15 protein-coding genes and 1 pseudogene are annotated in these 18,395 nt (G+C 71.7%); 6 read left to right on the top strand and 10 right to left on the bottom strand.

What is annotated here, in order from left to right; genetic code table 11:
- The first annotated feature begins 80 nt into the window (after positions 1–80).
- Positions 81–593, top strand: a complete 513-nt coding sequence (locus tag ACLQ3F_RS29155; protein ID WP_425852712.1) for a SigE family RNA polymerase sigma factor — start codon at positions 81–83, stop codon at positions 591–593.
- Positions 590–1,348, top strand: a complete 759-nt coding sequence (locus tag ACLQ3F_RS29160) for a hypothetical protein (RefSeq protein WP_425852713.1) — start codon at positions 590–592, stop codon at positions 1,346–1,348. The genes ACLQ3F_RS29155 and ACLQ3F_RS29160 overlap by 4 nt, the downstream gene beginning before the upstream one ends.
- A 14-nt stretch (positions 1,349–1,362) precedes the next feature.
- Here the strand turns inward: ACLQ3F_RS29160 and ACLQ3F_RS29165 are convergent, their stop codons facing one another.
- Positions 1,363–4,140: an ATP-binding protein gene (locus ACLQ3F_RS29165; protein ID WP_425852714.1), complete on the bottom strand. Its 2,778-nt coding sequence runs from the start codon at positions 4,138–4,140 to the stop codon at positions 1,363–1,365.
- A gap of 202 nt (positions 4,141–4,342) precedes the next feature.
- Here ACLQ3F_RS29165 and ACLQ3F_RS29170 point away from each other — a divergent pair, with 202 nt between their 5' ends.
- Positions 4,343–5,794, top strand: a complete 1,452-nt coding sequence (locus ACLQ3F_RS29170) for a M28 family peptidase (protein WP_425852716.1) — start codon at positions 4,343–4,345, stop codon at positions 5,792–5,794.
- A gap of 62 nt (positions 5,795–5,856) precedes the next feature.
- Here ACLQ3F_RS29170 and ACLQ3F_RS29175 read toward each other — a convergent pair whose 3' ends face one another.
- Positions 5,857–6,555, bottom strand: coding sequence for an SDR family oxidoreductase (locus tag ACLQ3F_RS29175; RefSeq protein ID WP_425852718.1), 699 nt, complete (start codon positions 6,553–6,555; stop codon positions 5,857–5,859).
- Between the two features lie 149 nt (positions 6,556–6,704).
- Between ACLQ3F_RS29175 and htpG the strand changes: the two genes are divergently transcribed.
- Positions 6,705–8,633: a molecular chaperone HtpG gene (gene htpG, locus ACLQ3F_RS29180; RefSeq protein WP_396796606.1), complete on the top strand. Its 1,929-nt coding sequence runs from the start codon at positions 6,705–6,707 to the stop codon at positions 8,631–8,633.
- 56 nt (positions 8,634–8,689) lie between these two features.
- On the opposite strand, the gene ACLQ3F_RS29185 is transcribed toward htpG, so the two are convergent.
- Positions 8,690–9,343: a response regulator gene (locus ACLQ3F_RS29185; RefSeq protein ID WP_425852720.1), complete on the bottom strand. Its 654-nt coding sequence runs from the start codon at positions 9,341–9,343 to the stop codon at positions 8,690–8,692.
- The gene (locus ACLQ3F_RS29190; protein WP_425852722.1) at positions 9,343–10,452 is read right to left on the bottom strand and encodes a sensor histidine kinase; all 1,110 of its coding nucleotides are present in this window, start codon (positions 10,450–10,452) and stop codon (positions 9,343–9,345) included. Before ACLQ3F_RS29190 ends, ACLQ3F_RS29185 begins: the two co-directional genes overlap by 1 nt.
- A 109-nt stretch (positions 10,453–10,561) precedes the next feature.
- Here ACLQ3F_RS29190 and ACLQ3F_RS29195 point away from each other — a divergent pair, with 109 nt between their 5' ends.
- Positions 10,562–11,941, top strand: coding sequence for a nitrilase-related carbon-nitrogen hydrolase (locus tag ACLQ3F_RS29195; protein WP_425852724.1), 1,380 nt, complete (start codon positions 10,562–10,564; stop codon positions 11,939–11,941).
- A 239-nt stretch (positions 11,942–12,180) separates the two neighbouring features.
- Here ACLQ3F_RS29195 and ACLQ3F_RS29200 read toward each other — a convergent pair whose 3' ends face one another.
- The 3 genes from ACLQ3F_RS29200 to ACLQ3F_RS29210 form a co-directional block, all read right to left on the bottom strand.
- Complete coding sequence (locus ACLQ3F_RS29200; RefSeq protein ID WP_425852726.1) at positions 12,181–12,549, bottom strand: hypothetical protein; 369 nt, start codon at positions 12,547–12,549, stop codon at positions 12,181–12,183.
- Positions 12,550–12,670: 121 nt separating this feature from the next.
- Entirely contained in the window at positions 12,671–13,858 is a 1,188-nt protein-coding gene (gene dinB, locus ACLQ3F_RS29205) for a DNA polymerase IV (protein ID WP_425852727.1), read from the bottom strand.
- Between the two features lie 57 nt (positions 13,859–13,915).
- Positions 13,916–14,386: a VOC family protein gene (locus tag ACLQ3F_RS29210; RefSeq protein ID WP_355009088.1), complete on the bottom strand. Its 471-nt coding sequence runs from the start codon at positions 14,384–14,386 to the stop codon at positions 13,916–13,918.
- A 61-nt stretch (positions 14,387–14,447) separates the two neighbouring features.
- Between ACLQ3F_RS29210 and ACLQ3F_RS29215 the strand changes: the two genes are divergently transcribed.
- A complete protein-coding gene (locus tag ACLQ3F_RS29215; RefSeq protein WP_425852730.1) occupies positions 14,448–15,437 on the top strand; it encodes a helix-turn-helix transcriptional regulator in 990 nt (329 codons plus the stop codon).
- Between the two features lie 74 nt (positions 15,438–15,511).
- On the opposite strand, the pseudogene ACLQ3F_RS29220 reads toward ACLQ3F_RS29215, so the two are convergent.
- The 3 genes and pseudogenes from ACLQ3F_RS29220 to ACLQ3F_RS29230 all read right to left on the bottom strand — a co-directional run.
- A pseudogene (locus tag ACLQ3F_RS29220) lies at positions 15,512–16,006 on the bottom strand (GNAT family N-acetyltransferase); the annotation flags it as partial.
- Positions 15,910–16,434: a GNAT family N-acetyltransferase gene (locus ACLQ3F_RS29225; RefSeq protein WP_357203739.1), complete on the bottom strand. Its 525-nt coding sequence runs from the start codon at positions 16,432–16,434 to the stop codon at positions 15,910–15,912. The pseudogene ACLQ3F_RS29220 and the gene ACLQ3F_RS29225, both read right to left, overlap by 97 nt.
- Before the next feature lie 310 nt (positions 16,435–16,744).
- Positions 16,745–18,319, bottom strand: a complete 1,575-nt coding sequence (locus tag ACLQ3F_RS29230; RefSeq protein WP_425852732.1) for an FMN-binding glutamate synthase family protein — start codon at positions 18,317–18,319, stop codon at positions 16,745–16,747.
- Between the last annotated feature and the right edge of the window lie 76 nt (positions 18,320–18,395).

Below are 18,395 nucleotides of genomic sequence, written 5' to 3' on the forward strand. Positions count from 1 at the left end.
CGAAAAGTTGATGTGACCCAGCGCTCAACCTTTTGCCGACCTCGCCCGTCTCTAGCTCTGTGGCACGGGGAGGGTTCGCGGTGGCGCGGGGTGACGCCGATTTCGTCGAGTTCGCGCGGGCGGCTTCCGCGCGACTGGTGCACGCCGCGTTCCTGATGACCGGTGACCACCACCAGGCCGAGGACGCCGCGCAGACCGCGCTGGTGCGCACCTACGCGTCGTGGTCGCGCATCCACGACGACGACGCCTACGGGTACGCCCGCCGCACGCTGGTCAACCATCTGGTCGACGGGTGGCGACGGCCGATGCGGGAGTACCCGACCGACGAGGTGCCGGAGCAACGGCGTGGCGACGTGGCCGGCGACGTGGCAGACGACGTGGCCACCCGACGCTGGTTGATCACCATCCTCGGCGCGCTCAGCCCGCGGGAGCGCGCCATCGTCGTCCTGCGTTACTACTTCGACCTGCCCGAGGCGCAGGTGGCCCGGGAACTCTCCGTATCCGTCGGCACGGTCAAGAGCACCAGCTCGCGAGCCTTGGAGAAGTTGCGCACCGCCGCGCCCCGCACGGCCGACGAGAGGGCGCGCCGATGAGCGAGCTGGAACGGCTCCGCGACGCCATGCGGGCGACCGAGCGCCCCGACGCCGTGCTCGATCTGGCCACCGTGATGCGCGAGGGACGTCGGCTGCGTACCCGTCGACGCGTCGCCGGAGCCGGGGCGGTGACGCTCGCGACCGGCCTGGCCGCCGTGGTCGTCGTGGTGGCTGTCGGCGCGTCCGGGCCGGGCGATCCGGCGCCGACCGAGCGCCCGCAGCCGGTCGCCGTCGCTCCACCGTCGGTCGGTGTCTCGCCGCGGGCGGAGAAGTCGCCGGGCTCCACGCCGCCGCCGACGGTGGGCCGCGACGTGCCGCAGCCGAAGCCGATGGGCCAGATCGTGGACTCCCAGGTGTGGCACGGCACCGACCGGAGGGTCTACTACTTCACGTCGGTGTCCGTGCCCGGCGAACCCAAGGTGTCGATCGGTCTGGCCGCCGGTCGCCAGGCTCCGGACGGCTCGCTGAGCACGGACATCCTGGTCAACGACGTCCGCGGCAGTGACCGCAGCGCCGGGTTCCACCAGATCGGCTACGACGAGGGCGCTGCCGCGCCGGTGCCCACCTTCGGCTACTTCGTCGGCCCCGCCAAGCGGATCATCGGCACTGTCGACGATCGGCAGGTCGACGCCCGAGTGGTGCCATGGAGCGCCGACAAGCAGGTGATGATCTTCTGGTTCGACCCGGCGCAGCTCAGTCCGGGGGAGCGGCTGGACGGCATCGTCGCCCACGACGCCAGCGGCCGCCGACTCTGACGCGCTGCTGCCGCTCAGGCCAGCCGACGCTCGATGGTCACCGTCGTCCCCTCGGCGGTGGAGACCAGCCGCACATCACCGTAGGCGTTCATCAGCAGCGCGCCGCGTCCCCGGTCCATCGCCGGCCGGCGGTCCCGCCAGGTACCGAAGTCCCGAATCGAGATCCGGATCAGACCGCCACCCACCTGGACGCGCACCCGTACCTCTGGACGGCTGGGTCGCTGTGCGTGCTCGACGGCGTTGTTCATGGCCTCGGAGGCGGCGAGCAGGAGATCTTCCAGCACGTCCGGGTCGACGTCCAGCTCGACCAGCGCGCCCCGGACGTCCCGACGCATCGCGGCGGCCGAGGTCGGCGCGGACGGGAACGTCCACCCGACGTCCAGGAGGTCGCCCAGCCCGTCCGGCTCGGCCGGCGCCGGCTCGATGACGACGGCGTCGCGGACGGGGTCGACCGTCGGGCTCGGCGTGGCGGGACCGACCGGGGCGGTTCGGGCCGGGGGAGCTGCGGCAGCGACCGTCGGCGGGTCGCCGACGACGGCCACGGCAGGGGTACGGTCGCGGGCCCGGCGGATGCTGGCCCTGATCCGGGCGATCAACTCGGCCGCGGCGAACGGTTTGACCACGTAGTCGTCGGCACCCAGGCTCAGGCCCTCCACGCTGGCCTCCCCACCCGAACGGGCGGAGAGCACCAGCACCGGCAGCGCCCGGGTCGTCGGGTCGGCGCGTAGTCGGCGCACCAGGTCGAAGCCGTCCAGCACCGGCATCATCACGTCGGTCAGGACCAGGTCGGGCAGATCACGGTGAATCTCGTCGAGGGCCTGCCGGCCGTCGGTGACGGCTCGCACCCGCCAGCCCTGCCCGGTGAGCAGCCGGGTGAGGTACGCCCGCATGTCGGCGTTGTCGTCGGCGAGCAGGATCCGGGCCCCGGCCAGCTCGTCGGTGGCCGCCCCGGACGTGGGATCGGGCTCGGTCGGCGCGTCGTCCGGTTCGGTGAGCCAGCCGATCGCGTCTTCGACCGCGGCGCGGGCCGCGTCACCCCGCCCGTCCACCGCCGGCCCGGTGATCGCGGTGCGGTGCGCCGCCGACCAGGGCAGCGTCACTGTGAACCTGCTGCCGACGCCCACCTGGCTGGTCACGCGTACGTCGCCGCCCTCCAGCCGGGCCAACTCGTGCACCAGGGCCAGGCCGATGCCGGTGCCCTCATGACTGCGCGAGCGGGCGCCCCGTACCCGGTGGAAGCGTTCGAAGAGTTTCGGCAGGTCCCGTTCCGCGATGCCGATGCCGGTGTCCGCGACGGTGAGGCGTACCTCCTCGTCGTCGGTGTCCAGGGTGACCCGGATACGGCCGATGAACGTGTACTTCAGCGCGTTGGAGAGCAGGTTCGTGACGATGCGTTCCCAGTTGACCGGGTCGACCGCGACCGGTCGGGGCAGCGGCGGGCAGCTCACCTCGAGGGTCAGCCCGGCCCGCTCGACGGCGGCCCGGAACACCCCGGCGAGTTCGGCGGTCAGCGCGGCCAGATCCACCATCCGGGCGTCGCTGCGCGCCCGCCCGGCCTCCAGGCTGGAGAAGGTGAGCAGGCTGTTGACCAGCGTCAACAGTCGGGTGGCGTTACGCCAGCCGGTCTCCACCCGCTCCCGCTGCACCGCCGCCAACGGCGCGGTGGCGTCGGTGAGGGCGTCGGTCAGCGGGCCGAGGATGAGGGTCAACGGGGTACGGAACTCGTGGCTGACATTGGCGAAGAAGTCGGTCTTGACCCGGTCCAGTTCCGCCATCGCCTCGACCCGGCGCCGCTCCTCCTCGTACTCGCGGGCGTTTCGCAACGCCACGGAGATCTGCTGGGCGAGCAGTTGGTGGAAGGAGTGGTACGCCTCGTCGAGCCCTCGGCTGGGGCTGACCCCGGCGAGCAGGACGCCGAGCGGCTGATCCTCGTCGGCGGAGGGCAGCGGCAGCGCCAGCGCGGTGCGGACCGGGTCGTTCCACGGGCCGGCGGGCAGCGGCAGCCGGTCGGCGACGTCGGTCACCGGGGTCGCCCTGCCCTCGGCGGCGTCCGGCAGCCCCCAGGCGTACGCGGGCGGACCCGGGTCGGTCAGCTCGACGGCGTCCGGCAGGGCCCGAGCGTGCCGGTGGTCGCCGCCGGTGCAGGCGACCCGGCGCAGCGCCGTGCCGTCGCGCAGGTAGATGGCGGCGAACGGCACGTCCAGGGGGTGACCGTCGATCACGTCGATCAGCCGGGCGGCGGTGGCGTCCACGTCGACGGTGCGCCCGTCGCCGAGCACTGACAGATCACGCAGGAGACGGAGCCGGCGTTCGCCGACCACCTGCTGGGTGACCTCGCTGCACACGGTCAGGACGCCGACGGTGCGGCCGTCGTCGTCGCGGGCCGGGGCGTGCGAGACGCTGAAGTACGCCTCCTCGCGGTAGCCGGCCCGCTCCAGCAGTAGTTGCAGCGCGGGGACCCAGCTGGCCACCCCGGTCGCCATGGCCTCCTCGATCAGCGGGGCGAGCACGGGCCAGCCCTCGGCCAGCGTCACCCGTACGTCGTCGCCGAGCGCGGCGGGGTGCTTGTCGCCGATCAGCGCCGAGTACGCGTCGTTGTAGAGCTGGGAGTAGCTCTCGCCCCAGAGCAGCAGCATGGGGTACCGGGAGGAGAGCACCATCCGGACGGCGGCGCGCAGGCTCTGCGGCCAGCCGCCGACCGGGCCCAGCGGGGTGTCGGCCCAGTCCAGTCGGGCCATCAACCGCCCGGTGTCGCCGCCGCCGAGGAACAGGTCAGTGCTGGGTCGCGTCACGCTCGATCCGACCCCATCGCAAGCCCCCGTTCCGGGCCCAACGACCCCTGCCGCGTTACCTACCCATCCTGACACCTCTACTCACCTGTGCCGACGCCGGTACCCACCGTCGAACCGGCGGCGGTTCGGGACGAATGACCGATGCTCAAGAAATAGAGATCTGTCAGTGTCTCGGGTATCTCTCCAACCCCGAGGAGCCCCCATGAGAGGCAGAACGCTGAGCGCGGGAATCGCGCTTGCCGTGTTCGCCGGAATGACGGTGACGCTGGCTGCCCAGCCGGTAGCCGCGTCGCCCATGACCACGATGACGGAGGCCCGGCCGATCGCCTCGACCGCCGCCGCGTTGGCCGCACCGGACATCTCCGTCACCAACGTCCAGGCGCACCTGACCCAGTTCAACAGCATCGCCACCAGCAACGGTGGCAACCGACGGGCTGGCTCGGCCGGCTACACCGCCTCGCTCAACTACGTCAAGACCAGGCTCCAGTCGGCCGGCTACACCGTCAGCGAGCAGTACTGCTCCAGCTGCACGTACCCCTCGAACAACCTGATCGCCGAGTGGCCCGGCGGCCCGACCGACCAGGTGGTCATGTTCGGCGCGCACCTGGACGGCGTCTCGGCCGGTCCGGGCATCAACGACAACGCCACCGGCTCGTCGACCCTGCTGGAGAACGCACTGGTCCTGGCCGCGCAGAACCCGACGATGACGAAGAAGGTGCGGTTCGCCTGGTGGACCGACGAGGAGCAGGGGCTCAACGGCTCCCGGTTCTACGTCAACTCGCTCAACACCACCCAGCGCGGTTACATCAAGGGTTACTACAACTTCGACATGGTCGGCTCGACAAACGGCGGCTACTTCATCAACCGGGTCACCTCGACCACTGCGGCGCCGCTGAAGGCGTACTGGGACTCGTTGGGCCTGCAACCGGAGGAGAACGTCGAGGGTCAGGGCCGCTCCGACGACTACTACTTCCAGCAGGCCGGCATCCCCACCTCGGGCTACGCCGCCGGGGCCAGCGCCCGCAAGACCAGCTCCCAGGCGGCCAAGTGGGGCGGCACCGCCAACTCCGCGTACGACCCGTGCTACCACCGGTCCTGCGACACCACCGCCAACGTCAGCGCCACGGTGCTGAACCGGGCGGCCGACGGGGTCGCGTACGCGCTGTGGCAGCTCGCCGTGGGCGGCGGCACCCCGTCCTGCACCGGCGGCCAGGTGGTCGGCAACGGTGGCTTCGAGAGCGGCAACACGACGTGGACCGCGTCCTCCGGCGTGATCACCACTGCCAGTGCCCAGCCGGCCCGGACCGGGTCGTACAAGGCGTGGCTCAACGGCAACGGCAGCAGCGGCACCGAGAGCCTGACGCAGTCGGTGACACTGCCGGCCGGGTGCGCCAGCTACACGCTGTCCTTCTGGCTGCACATCGACACGGCCGAGACCACCAGCTCAACGGTGTACGACCGGCTCACCGTGCAACTGGGGTCGACCACGCTGGCGACGTACTCGAATCTGAACAGGGCGTCCGGCTACGTCCAGCGCAGCTTCTCGGTGGCAGGGTTCGCCGGGCAGACGGTGACGCTGCGCTTCACCGGCACCGAGGACTCGTCGTTGCAGACCAGCTTCGTGATCGACGACGTGACGCTGGTGGCGAGCTGATCGCGTACCCCGAAAAAGGGCCGCCGCCGGCAGTGTCCGGCGGCGGCCCGTCACGTCGTGGGTCAGGGGAGCTGTGGGTAGAGCGCGGCGACGCCGCCGGGGAACCCGGCCTGCACCCGCCGGCTGACGTCGTCGGCCACGATCTCGTAGGCGTCGGCCTCGATGCCGTCGACCGCGAGCCGGGCGATCAAGGCCGGGTCAGACTTGGGACCGGTGATGGTCGCGGCCATGTCGGTGTCCAGGTATCCGACGTGCAGGCCGGCGACGCGGACGTCCCGCTCGGCGAGCTGGAGGCGCAGCGCGTTCGTCATCGCCCACTCGGCGGACTTGGCGGCACCGTACGACCCGTGCAGGGGAAAATTCACCCAGGACAGGACGGAGAGCACGTTGAGGATGGTTCCGCCGCCGTTGCCGGCGATGACCGGCGCGAACGCCCGGATCGTCGACAGGGTGCCGATGTAGTGGGTCTCCAACTCCAACCGGACGAGGTCCAGGTCGCCGTCGAGCAGGTCGGTCCGGGTGTCGATGCCCGCGTTGTTGATCAGCAGGTTCACGCCGCCGGCCAGCTCGGCGGCGGCGGCCACCGAGGCGGGGTCGGTGATGTCGAGGCGGACCGGCGTCACGCCGGGCAGGTCGACGCTGTCGGGGTTGCGGGCGCCGGCGTAGACGGTGGCGCCCCGGGTGAGGAGTTCGGCGGCCAGGTGTCGGCCGAGGCCACGGTTGGCGCCGGTGACGAGGGCGGTGCTTCCAGCGATCTTCATGGCCGTCACGCTATCCGGCCTGACTTCTGTTAAGCAAAGTCAGCTATGTCACGGCGGTGGTCGACGGGATCGGGAATACGACCCGGACGCGCCCACACCCCAACCCGTGACGACTCGTATCCTTTCCGCGAACCTCCGTACGAGCCGAGATGGGAGACGGTGTGAGCAACCAGGCCGAAACGTTGGAGTTCCAGGCCGAGGCGCGTCAGCTCCTCCAGTTGGTGGTCCATTCGATCTATTCGAACAAGGACGTCTTCCTGCGGGAACTCATCTCGAACGCGTCCGACGCCCTGGACAAGCTCCGGCTTGCCACTCTCGTCGACAAGGACCTCGTCGCCGACACCGACGACCTGCACGTCGCCCTGGAGATCGACCGCGACGCCCGCACCCTCACCGTGCGCGACAACGGCATCGGGATGACCCGCGACGAGGTCGTCACGCTGATCGGCACGATCGCCAAGTCGGGCACCGCCGAGCTGCTGCGCCAACTGCGCGAGTCCGCCGACGCCCACGCCAAGCAGGACCTCATCGGGCAGTTCGGCGTCGGTTTCTACGCCGCGTTCATGGTCGCCGACCGGGTCACCCTGCTGACCCGCAAGGCCGGCGAGACCGGCGGCACCCGCTGGGAGTCCACCGGCGAGGGCACCTACTCGATCGAGGCGGTCGACGAGGCGCCGCAGGGCACCACTGTGACGCTGCACCTCAAGCCGGCCGACACCGAGGACAACCTGCACGACTACACCGCCGAGTGGACCGTCCGCGAGATCGTCAAGCGCTACTCCGACTTCATCGCCTGGCCGATCCGAATGACAGTCGAGCGCCCCGGCGCCGAGGGTGAGCCCGCCACCAGCGAGGTGCAGACCCTCAACTCGATGAAGGCCCTCTGGGCGCGGCCCCGCGACGAGGTCGACGCCGCCGAGTACAACGAGTTCTACAAGCACGTCAGCCACGACTGGGCCGACCCGCTCGAGGTCGTGCACATGAAGGGCGAGGGCACCTTCGAGTACGAGGCGCTGCTCTTCCTGCCCAGCCACGCCCCACTGGACCTGTTCTCCCCGCAGGGCCGCCGGGGCGTCCAGCTCTACGTCAAGCGCGTCTTCATCATGGACGACTGCGAGGCGCTGGTCCCGACCTACCTTCGCTTCGTCAAGGGCGTGGTCGACGCGCACGACCTGTCGCTGAACATCTCCCGGGAGATCCTCCAGCAGGACCGGCAGATCCAGATCGTCCGCCGCCGGCTGGTCAAGAAGGTCCTCGCCACGGTCAAGGACCTCAAGGCCAACCACGCCGAGCGCTACCGCACCTTCTGGACCGAGTTCGGCGCCGTGGTCAAGGAAGGGCTGATCGACGACACCGACAACCGGGACACCCTGCTGGACATCCTGTCGGTGAACTCCACCAACGACCCGGACGAGCCCACCGACCTGGCCGGCTACGTGTCGCGGATGAAGGACGGCCAGACCGACATCTGGTACGCCACCGGCGAGTCCCGGGCCGCGATCGAGAACTCTCCGCACCTGGAGGCGTTCCGGGCCAAGGGGCACGAGGTGCTGCTCCTCACCGACCAGGTCGACGAGGTGTGGGTCGAGCGGGTCGGCACGTACGACGGTCGCCCACTGCGCTCGATCGCCAAGGGCGAGATCGACCTGGACACCGACGAGGAGAAGCAGCAGGCCGAGGCCGAGCGCGAGCAGCAGCGACAGGAGTTCGCCGGGCTGCTCGACTGGCTGGGGACCACCCTCACCGACAGCGTCCGGGAGGTCCGCCTGTCGTCGCGGCTGACCACCTCACCGGCCTGCGTCGTCGGCGACGCCCACGACCTCACCCCGACCCTGGAGAAGATGTACCGGGCGATGGGGCACGAGATTCCCACCACCAAGCGGATCCTGGAGATCAACCCCGGTCACCCGCTGGTGTCCGGGCTGCGCAAGGCCCACGAGCAGGGCAGCGACACCGCCGCTCTGACCGAGACCGCCGAGCTGCTCTACGGCCTGGCGGTGCTCGCCGAGGGCGGTGAGCTGACCGACCCGGCCCGCTTCACCCGGACGCTCGCCGATCGGCTGGCGCGCACCCTGTAACGGGAATACCCCCGGCCGGCGGCCCGCCCGAGCAGCGGGCCCGCCGGCCGGCCCCGTCACTGGCCGGGAATCACCAGGCCCGACTCGTAGGCGATCATCACCGCCTGAGCGCGATCGCGCAGGTGCAGTTTGGTGAGCAGGTTGCCGACATGCGTCTTCACCGTGTGCTCGCTGAGGTGGTGGTGGGCGGCGATCTCGGCGTTGGACAGACCAGCCGCGATCAGGCGCAGCACGTCCGTCTCCCGGGCGGTCAGGGCGGTCACCGCGGCGGCCCGGGCCGGGTCCGGATGGCCGCGCCGGTGCAGTTCGCCGATCACCCGGGCGGTCACGGCGGGAGCGAGCAGCGCGTCCCCGGCCGCGACCACACGGACCGCGTTCACCAGGTCGGCTCGGGGAGCGTCCTTGAGCAGGAAGCCGCTCGCCCCGGCCCGCAGGGCCGCGTACAGGTAGTCGTCGCTGTCGAACATGGTCAGGGCGAGGACCCGGCTCGGGGTGAGCGCGCAGACCTGGCGGGTCGCGGCGACACCGTCGAGGACGGGCATTCGCATGTCCATCAGGACGACGTCGGGACCGTGTTCGCGGGCGGCCCGCACGGCCGCCGCGCCATCGGCGGCCTCGGCGACCACCTCGATGTCCGGCTCGGCGCCGAGGATGGTGGCGAATCCCGCCCGGAACAGATCCTGGTCATCGGCGAGCACGACCCGCACCATCAGACCACCGCCGGTGCCGGCAGCGGCAGCGTGGCGGTCACCGTGAAGCCGCGACCGTCGGAGGCCGGGCCGGTGCGCAGAGTGCCGCCGCAGGCGTGGGCGCGCTCGCGCATGCCGACGATCCCGTACCCGGGCCGGCTGGTCTCGGACGCCTGGTGGCCGCGGCCGTCATCGGTGACCGACACCGTCAGCGAGTTCGCCGCGTGGTCCAGTCGCACGCGCACCGATCGTGCCCCGGCATGCCGCACCACGTTGGTGAGGGACTCCTGCACGATCCGGTAGGCGGCCACCCCGACGTCCGGGGGCGGTGGCGCGACGGCACCTCCGGACGGCGAGACGGTGAGCACCGCGTCGAGGCCGGCGGCGCGGACCCGCTCGACGAGGACGGAAAGATGGTCCAGACCCGGCTGGTCGAGTGGTTGGTCGGCGGGTTCGTACAGGCTGCCGACCGCGCGGCGGAGCTGAACGACCGCGTCCCTGCCGGTGGCGGCGATCGTGGCGAACGTGGCATCGGCGCGATCCGGTTGGTGGCGGACCAGCAGCGGACCCGCCTCCGCCTGGACGATCATGACACCGACCGCGTGGGTCAGGATGTCGTGCAGGTCGCGGGCGATGCGGGTGCGCTCGCGCAGCACCGCCGCCGTCCGTTCACCGGCGACGCGACGATCACGTTCGGCGAGGACCGCGGCCTGGGTTCGGCGGGCCCGGGTGCTGGTGCCCAACGCGTACGCGAAGAGGTAGGCCACCGACAGGTAACGCAGCACCTCCACGTCCGGGCGGGGGTAGAGCAGCGAGACCAGCAGGCCGGCGGCGGTGAGCGCGACGCCGAGCAGGCGGATCGGCAGGGAGGCGCGCGCCGCGAACGTGTAGAGGCAGACCAGCGGTCCGACCGGCAGCAGTGGGGGAGCGCCGAGCGAGGCCGAGACGGTCGTGGCGACGCCCACGACGAGGGCGACCCAAAGCAACGCCCGGTCCCGCCACAGCACCGGCACCGACGACGCGACCGCGAGCGGAAGCACCCACCAGGCACGTGGCCCGCCGAGCAGGGCGGGCAGCACCGTCGCGGCGACCGCGGCGACGGTGACGGCGAGATTGACGTACCGCTTCACGTCCGCAGTATCGTCCGGCCCGGCGCGCCGACGCCTCCCTCCACGGGACCAGATCGATCCCGGCTCACCGGGCGATCCGTCCCGGCCGCCCGCGCCACACGCTCGACACATGATGACGATCCTCGCCACGCTCCTCAGTGGCCTGCTCTGGTTCGGTGGCACCGGGTTGCACCCTGTCCCCGCGCTGACCTGGCTCGCCCCGCTTCCGCTGATCCTCGCCTCGACGCGGGTACGCCCGCGGACCGCGCTCTGCGCGACCGCCCTCGCCTGGTCGATCGGTCAGGGCGGTGTGCTCGGCTATTACCTCGGCACCCTGCGACTACCGGTCCCCGTGGTCGCCGGTGTGGTCCTGCTCGGCGTCGGTTTGGCGACCGGAACGGTCCTGCTCGCCCGCGCACTGCTGCTGCGCGGACGAACGGTCCTCGCCGTCCTCGCGGTGCCGTCGCTCTGGGTGCTGGGGGAGTACGCCGCGTCCCGCTTGCTGCCGCACGGCGCCTGGTGGAGCCTCGCCTACACCCAGGCCGACGTCCGTCCGGTCATCCAGCTGACCGCGCTCACCGGAGTCTGGGGCGTCACCTACCTGCTGCTCGCCGTCCCGATCGCCCTCGCCGCCCTGCGCGCCAGCACACGCCCCGCCCTGACCTGCCTGCTCGTCCTCCTGCTCGGCGCCGGCGGGTGGTCGGCCTGGTCGCTGAGCCGTTCCCCCGACCCGACCGAGCGGGTGACCGTCGGCCTGGTGGCCCTGCGGCAACCCGAGGACGGGCTCCCGATCGACGAGCCGCCCGGCCGTGACCTGCTCACCCGTTACGCCGCGCGGGTCGAAGGTCTGGTGGCCCGTGGGGCACGGATCGTCGTGCTGCCGGAGAAGGTGTTCGCCGTGTCGGACACGACGATGCCAGTGCTCGTGGCCGCGCTCCGCCAAGCCGACGCTCAGGTCGTCGTCGGCGCGGTGCGGCAACGGGCCGGCAGGGCGAGCAACGTCGCGCTGGTACTCGAACCCGGTGGGACCGTCGCGACGTACGAGAAGCAGCATCTCATCCCGGGCCTGGAAGACTGGCTGACGCCGGGTGACGGCGAGGTGCTCGTCGAGGGGCGGTTCGGCGTGGCGATCTGCAAGGACCTCGACTATCCCGGCCTGGTCCGGCGGTATCGGGCGCAGGGCGCCTCGGTGCTGCTCGTTCCCGCCCTGGACTTCACCTCCGATGGCTGGCTGCACGGTCGGATGGCGCTGGTCCGGGGCGTGGAGAACGGCCTCGTCGTGGTGCGGGCCGCGGCGTTCGGCCGTCCGACGGTCACCGACCCCGGCGGCAGGATGCTGGGTGAGACCACCGCCGGCGACGCTGAGCTGTTGGTCAGCGCCGCGCCGACGGCAGGGTGGCGCACCGTCTATTCGCGTACGGGAGACTGGTTTCCGTTCCTGTCAGTGATCCTGCTGGTCGTCGCTGTCGTGGGGAGCCGCCGGCCGGTCACGGCCGGTCGGCGTCCGTGAGCCGACGACGGATGCGCTCCGCGTCCGGGTGCCCGAGGTCGTCGAGGAGGCGCAACGCCGCCGACCGCCTCCGCCGGTCGCCCCGCGCGGTGCTGCGCGTACCCGAGAGTGTCCCAGGTCGGGGCCCGAAGCATCGCGACCATCGATCTACGAATTCCTGCTCGAACGTCAATTGCGAACGCTCGGCCGGATCACCGGCCGAGCGTTCCCGCGTGTGCGGTTCGGTACGCAGGTCGGGGTCATGCCGCCGAAGCGGACGCCTTCGACCCCCGGTGCGATGCCACCGGGCCGGCGTTCCAGCCCCACCGGGGAGCCGGTACCGCCGCCTCGCGACGCCCATCCGTGTCGGCGTCGTCGCTGTCGGTTCCGTCAATGGTCCCCTCGACCGAGGCGGAGGCGCCGCGCGCCAGTCGCAGCGAGTGCTCGGCCCCGGTGCGGGCCGCGCACGGCCAGGCCTGCCCGGCGCACTGGAGGTTGCGGCACTGGTCCTCGTCGTCCGGCTCGTGTGCGCTCAACACATCGATCGCCAACTGCCACAGCAGCGGGTCGGTCACGTCGTGCGGGCGCTCGGCGGTGCGACTCGGTCGGTTGCTGGTGTCGTCGGACATGGTGGCCCCCCTCGTCAGGCTGTACCCCTCAAGGGTCACCCGTCAGCCGCTGGCTAAACCGCCGACCTGCTGTGATGTGTCTCTGATCGCAGCTCGGCCGTGGACGCCGCACGCTTATCGGTCAGTCCGGCAGAAGCGGCATCTCCACGCCCGGCTCCCGACCGAGCAACACCGCACGCGTGAGCGCCGCTGATCCGAATCGGTCGCGAACCGCGTCGACCGCAACGTCCAGATCGGACCCGGGGTCCGGCTGGAACGGCAGTTCAGGCTGGATCGGGTTGTCGTCGAGGTTGCCCACGGAGACACCGATCAGCGTGATGCCACGGCGATCGATCTCGGGCAGCGCCGCGCGCAGTAGCGCCCGCGCGGCGGCGAGTAGCGGCGTCGTGTCCGCCGTCGCCTTACGCACCGTGTGCGACCGGGTCGCCCGGGTGTAGTCGCCGAAGCGCAGCCGCAACACCACGGTGCGGCCGGACCGCCCGGCCGCCCGCATCCGCCGGCTGACCCGGTCGACCAGGCCGGCGAGGATGGCGTCCAGCTCGGTGGAGGCGTGCGGGGCACGACTGAGCGCGTGCTGCGCGCCCATCGAACCGCGCCGCCGCCCCACCTGCACCGCCCGGGGGTCGCGATTGTGCGCCAACGCGTGCAGATGCCGGCCGGCGCCCGCACCGAGCAGCGACACCAGCGCGGCCTCCCCGAGGCGGGCCACCTCCCCGACGGTACGGATCCGGCGTTCGCGCAGCTTGGCGGCCGTGACCGGGCCGACGCCCCAGAGCCGTTCCACCGGCAGCGGGTGCAGAAACGCCAGCTCGGCGTCCGGTGCGACCACCAGCAGGCCGTCCGGTTTCGCCACGCCGCTGGCCACCTTGGCCAGGAACTTCGTGCGGGCCACGCCCACGGTGATCGGCAGGTGGACCCGGTCGCGGACCTCCCGGCGTAGTCGTTCGGCGATCTCGGCCGGTGGCCCGACCAGCCGCCGCAGACCCCCCACGTCGAGAAACGCCTCGTCGATGGAGAGCCCTTCGACCAGCGGTGTGGTCTCCCGGAAGATCTCGAAGACCGCGCGGCTCGCCGCCGTGTACGCCGACATCCGCGGCGGCACGACGATCGCGTCCGGACAGAGCCGACGCGCCTGCTGGCCGCCCATCGCGCTGCGGACGCCCCGCGCCTTCGCCTCGTAGCTGGCCGCGAGCACCACGCCACCACCGACGATCACCGGTCGCCCGCGCAGGCGCGGGTCGTCGCGCTGCTCGACCGACGCGTAGAACGCGTCCAGGTCGGCGTGCAGGATGCTGGCGCCGGGCGACACGTACACATGTTCGCATGACGCCGGCCTGGTGCGGCGGTGAGCTGGGCAGACGCCCCGTCAGTCGAGGCAGAACTCATTGCCCTCCGGGTCGGCCATGATGAGATGACCGGCGCCCAACGGGGGAGTGGGCTCGTGCCGATCGAGTCGCTTGGCGCCATGCGAGACGAGCCGTTCGGCCTCGGCCTCCAGGGCCGCCATCCGCTCGTCACCCTCCAGCCCGGGGGCCGCGCGGACGTCGAGGTGGACGCGGTTCTTCACCTGCTTGTGCTCCGGCACCCGCTGAAAGAACAGCCGTGGTCGCGAGCCCTCGGGGTCGACCACCGCTGACGCGTCGTTGCGGTTCTCCGGCGGCACACCCATCGCCTCCAGCGCCTGATCCCAGGACTCGAAGTCTCCGGGTGGGGCTTGTACCTGGTAGCCGAGCGTCTCGGCCCAGAAGGTGGCCAACCTCGCCGGGTCGGCGCAGTCGAACGTGATCTGGACGTCGCGGATCACGGCGGATCCCTGCTTCCTGGTCTGGTCGGTCATGATCCCAGCCTCTCGCGGATAGCGGACAGGGCTGTTCCGCTATCCGTGCAACGATCGACGCGTGACCGTCGAGGCGACGACCGAGCGGGTGCTGCGCCTGCTGGCGCTGCTGCAACGACGACTGTCCTGGACGGCTCCCGAACTGGCCGCGGAGCTGGGGGTCACCGGCCGTTGCGTGCGCCGCGACGTGCAGCGTCTGCGGGCGCTCGGCTACCCGGTGCACGCGGTGTCGGGCGTCGGCGGCGGCTACCGACTCGGCGCCGGCACCCGGCTGCCGCCGCTGCTCCTCGACGACGAGGAGGCAATCGCCACGGCGGTGTCCCTGCGGCTCGCCGCCGGGGGCACTGTCGCCGGAGCGAGCGAGGCCGCGTTGCGGGCACTCGCGAAGCTCGATCAGGTGATGCCATCGCGGCTCCGCGCCGAGGTCCGGGCGGTGCACGGTGCCACCGACACCCTCATCGGCCCGGTCGCCGAGATCGACGCGGAACTGCTGGTGACACTCGCCTGCGCCTGTCGGGACGGGGTACGCGTCCGATTCCACTATCCCGGCCGGGGCGCTGGTGAGCAGGAGCGGTCGGTCGAGCCGATCCGGATGGTCACGACCGGCCGCCGCTGGTATCTGATGGCCTGGGACGTCGACCGCGCCGACTGGCGGACGTTCCGGCTGGATCGGATCCGGACAGCGGTCGCGACGACCTGGCGTTTCCCGGCGCGCGAACACCCGGATCCGGTCGCCTTCGTGCAGCGCGCCGTGACCGGGGCACCGTACCGATACCTCGCCCGGGTGCGGGTGCACGCCCAACCGGAGCGGTTGCGGGAGGTGATCCCACCACAGGTGGGGCGGGTCGAGGACGACAGCGACGGATGGTCGGTGCTGGTCGTCGGCGGCGACAGCCTGGACTGGCTCGCCGCGCACCTCGCCCGCCTGGATCACGAGATGGAGGTGCTGGAGCCTCCCGAGCTGCGCGAGGCCGCAGGCCGGCTCGCCCGTCGCCTCGCCGTGCTGGCGGGTGCGACGTCGGAGCCCGACGCGCGGTGCCGCAGCGTGTAGTGGCGCAGCGACACCGGGCCGCCGTCGGGAGCGGTCCATGGAGCCGTGCTGGTGCCGACACACCGCCATCCCGCGCGCTCGTACAGAGCGGCGGCCGCAGCGCCGTCGGCGGCCAACTCCAGCACCAGGTCCGTCCCGCGTTTGCCCGCCCACTGGCGGGCCCGGTCCAGCAGCGCGCTGCCCAGCGCCAACCCCCGGGCTCTCGGCACCACGAAGAGACGAGCCACCTCAGCCGTCGGCCGGGCGGGCGGCCCGTCCACCTGACCGGGGATCCGATGCACAGCGACGTGTCCGACAACGGCCGCGGCGGCGTCGACGGCGACCCAGGCCCGCGCCGGGTGCGGCTCGCGCAGCCAGCGGTGCGGGTCGACGGGCCAGTTCAGCGGGTACGCGTCGACCCGGTGGACCTCGGCGAGCGCCGCGACGCAACCGTCCAGGTCGGTGGCGCGCCGCCGACGGATGGCGGGCCGGTTCACAGGTCGTCGAACGGGCCGGCGTAGCGGAACTCGCCCCGGATGGACTCGCGCCACGCGTGCATCGGCCGAGCCATGAAGTACTGCGGCCCCCACGGCTGCGGTGGGGTGACGCCCAGCTCGACGGCCGGCCGGAACCCGAAGCGCGGGTAGTAGTCGGGATGCCCGAGCAGGACCACCAGCGGTTCGTCCCGCGCGTCCGCCGCGCCAAGGACCGCGTGCATCAGCGCGCTGCCAACACCGCGTCGCTGCCAGTCGGGCAACACGCCCAGCGGCCCCAGGCCCAACGCCACCGGCGCGCCGCCCACCCGGCCGCGGGTGGCCACCACGTGCCCGACCACCTGGCCGTCCGAATCGGTCGCCACCAGGGAGTACGCGGGCAGCCAGCCCTCGTCGGCGCGCAGCGCGTCGACGAGGGTCGCCTCGACCGGTACGCCGTCACCGCCATCGGCCTTGGCGAAGGCCGCGGAGTGCACCGCGCGAATCGCGTCGACGTCGGCGGGTGTCTCGCGTCTGATCAGCACCGCGCCACCATAGACGCGGTGAGTTGCCGGCTCCACGCGTTTATCGCCGGCACCGATCTGCCGGCGGTCGTCGTGGCTGGCGGTCGTGGTGGGTGGCGAGCGGCTCGCGGACATAGCGGGGAAGCGGTTGATGTCTGTGAGTCATCATGATGTCGCCCAGTCATCAAGCTCATCGCGATCCGCGATCCGCGATCCGCGATCCGCGATCCGCGATCCGCGATCCGCGATCCGCGATCCGCGATCCGCGATCCCGGGCCCGGTACTTCTCTGCTCCGCGCCTGCGGCCCTCGCCGGCGGGTCGGGCGTGATCTCAACCGACGGCAGTGGCGGAGGGCGGGGCGCTGCCGCCCTGGCGTGCCTCCGGGACCATCAGGCGGATGATCTCCGCCTGGTCGGCGGGCGAGGGCAGTCCCCATTCCGGTCGGTAGCCGTACACCTGGTGCAGTGGGGTTGAGGCGGTGCGGCCGTCCAGGATCTCCACGGCGTCGGTGCCGATCAGGCCGGGGTGTTCGACGCCGCAGGCCTCGGCGACCTTGGTCAGGTCCCGGCGTAGCGTCCGCAGGTAGTTGGCCGCCCGGACCGACTTCAACGCCGGGTCCAGCCCACGGGCGAGCCACGCGTTCTGGGTGGCGACGCCGGTGGGGCAGGTGTCGGTGTGGCACTTCTGCGCCTGGATGCAGCCGACCGCCAGCATCGCCTCCCTGCCGACGTTGACCATGTCGCAGCCGAGCGCGAACGCGACGATGGCGTTGTCCGGCAGGCCGAGCTTGCCGCCGCCGACGAAGACCACCTGCTCGTGCAGACCGTACTCGGCGAAGATCTTGTAGACCCGGGAGAAGCCCTGCTGGAACGGGAGCGACACCGAGTCGGTGAAGATCAGTGGTGCGGCCCCGGTGCCTCCCTCGCCGCCGTCGATCGTCACGAAGTCCACACCCCGGCCGGTGTCCCGCATGAGGGTGGCCAGCTCCTCCCAGAAGCTCAGGTCACCGACCGCCGACTTGATGCCGACCGGCAGGCCCGTCTCGGCGGCCAGCAACTCCACCCAGTCGAGCAGGCTGTCGCAGTCGGAGAAATCGGCGTGCCGGGACGGGCTGACGCAGTCCTGACCGGCCGGGATGCCCCGGGTGGCGGCGATCTCGGCGGACACCTTCGCCCCGGGCAGCAGCCCACCGAGGCTCGGCTTGGCGCCCTGGCTCAGCTTGATCTCCAGCGCCCGCACCGGTGCGCCGGCGACCAGGTCCTTGAGCCGGTCGAGGCTGAACCGGCCGTGCTCGTCCCGGCAGCCGAAGTACGCGGTGCCGAGTTGGAAGACCAGCTCACCACCGTTGCGATGGTACGGCGACAGACCGCCCTCGCCGGTGTTCTGCAGGCAGCCGGCGAGGGCCGCTCCCTTGTTGAGCGCGGTGATGGCGTTGCCGGAGAGCGAGCCGAAGCTCATTCCGGAGATGTTGACGACCGACTCCGGTCGGAACGCCCGGGCCCGTCCCCGTGCCGCGCCGAGCACCTTCGCGCAGGGCACCCGTACGTCGTGCCCGGCGGTCGGTGCCGACGGCGGCACGGCACGACCGAACGTGCGGTGCTTGATGATCGGGTACCCGGCGCTGTATTCGATGTCGTTGTCGGTGCCGAAACCGAAGTAGTTGTTCTCCTGCTTGGCCGACGCGTACACCCAGCGGCGCTGGTCGCGGGTGAAGGGCCGTTCCTCGTTGTTGCCGGCCACGATGTACTGCCGAAGCTCCGGCCCGATCGTCTCCAACAGGTAGCGGGCCCGGCCGAGGACCGGGAAGTTGCGCAGCAGCGCGTGGTCGCGCTGGATCAGATCCCGCGCGGCGAGTGCCGCGACGGCGGCGGCGGCGGCGGGTACGGCTCGACGGGCCCAGGTCATGCCGCAACTCTTTCCGCCGGGGCGGCGGATCAAACCGGTGAGCGTGCTGGTGGCGGTGCGGGTGCGCCCCCGCACC

The organism is Micromonospora sp. DT15 (assembly GCF_049841475.1).
Classification (GTDB): Bacteria; Actinomycetota; Actinomycetes; order Mycobacteriales; family Micromonosporaceae; genus Micromonospora.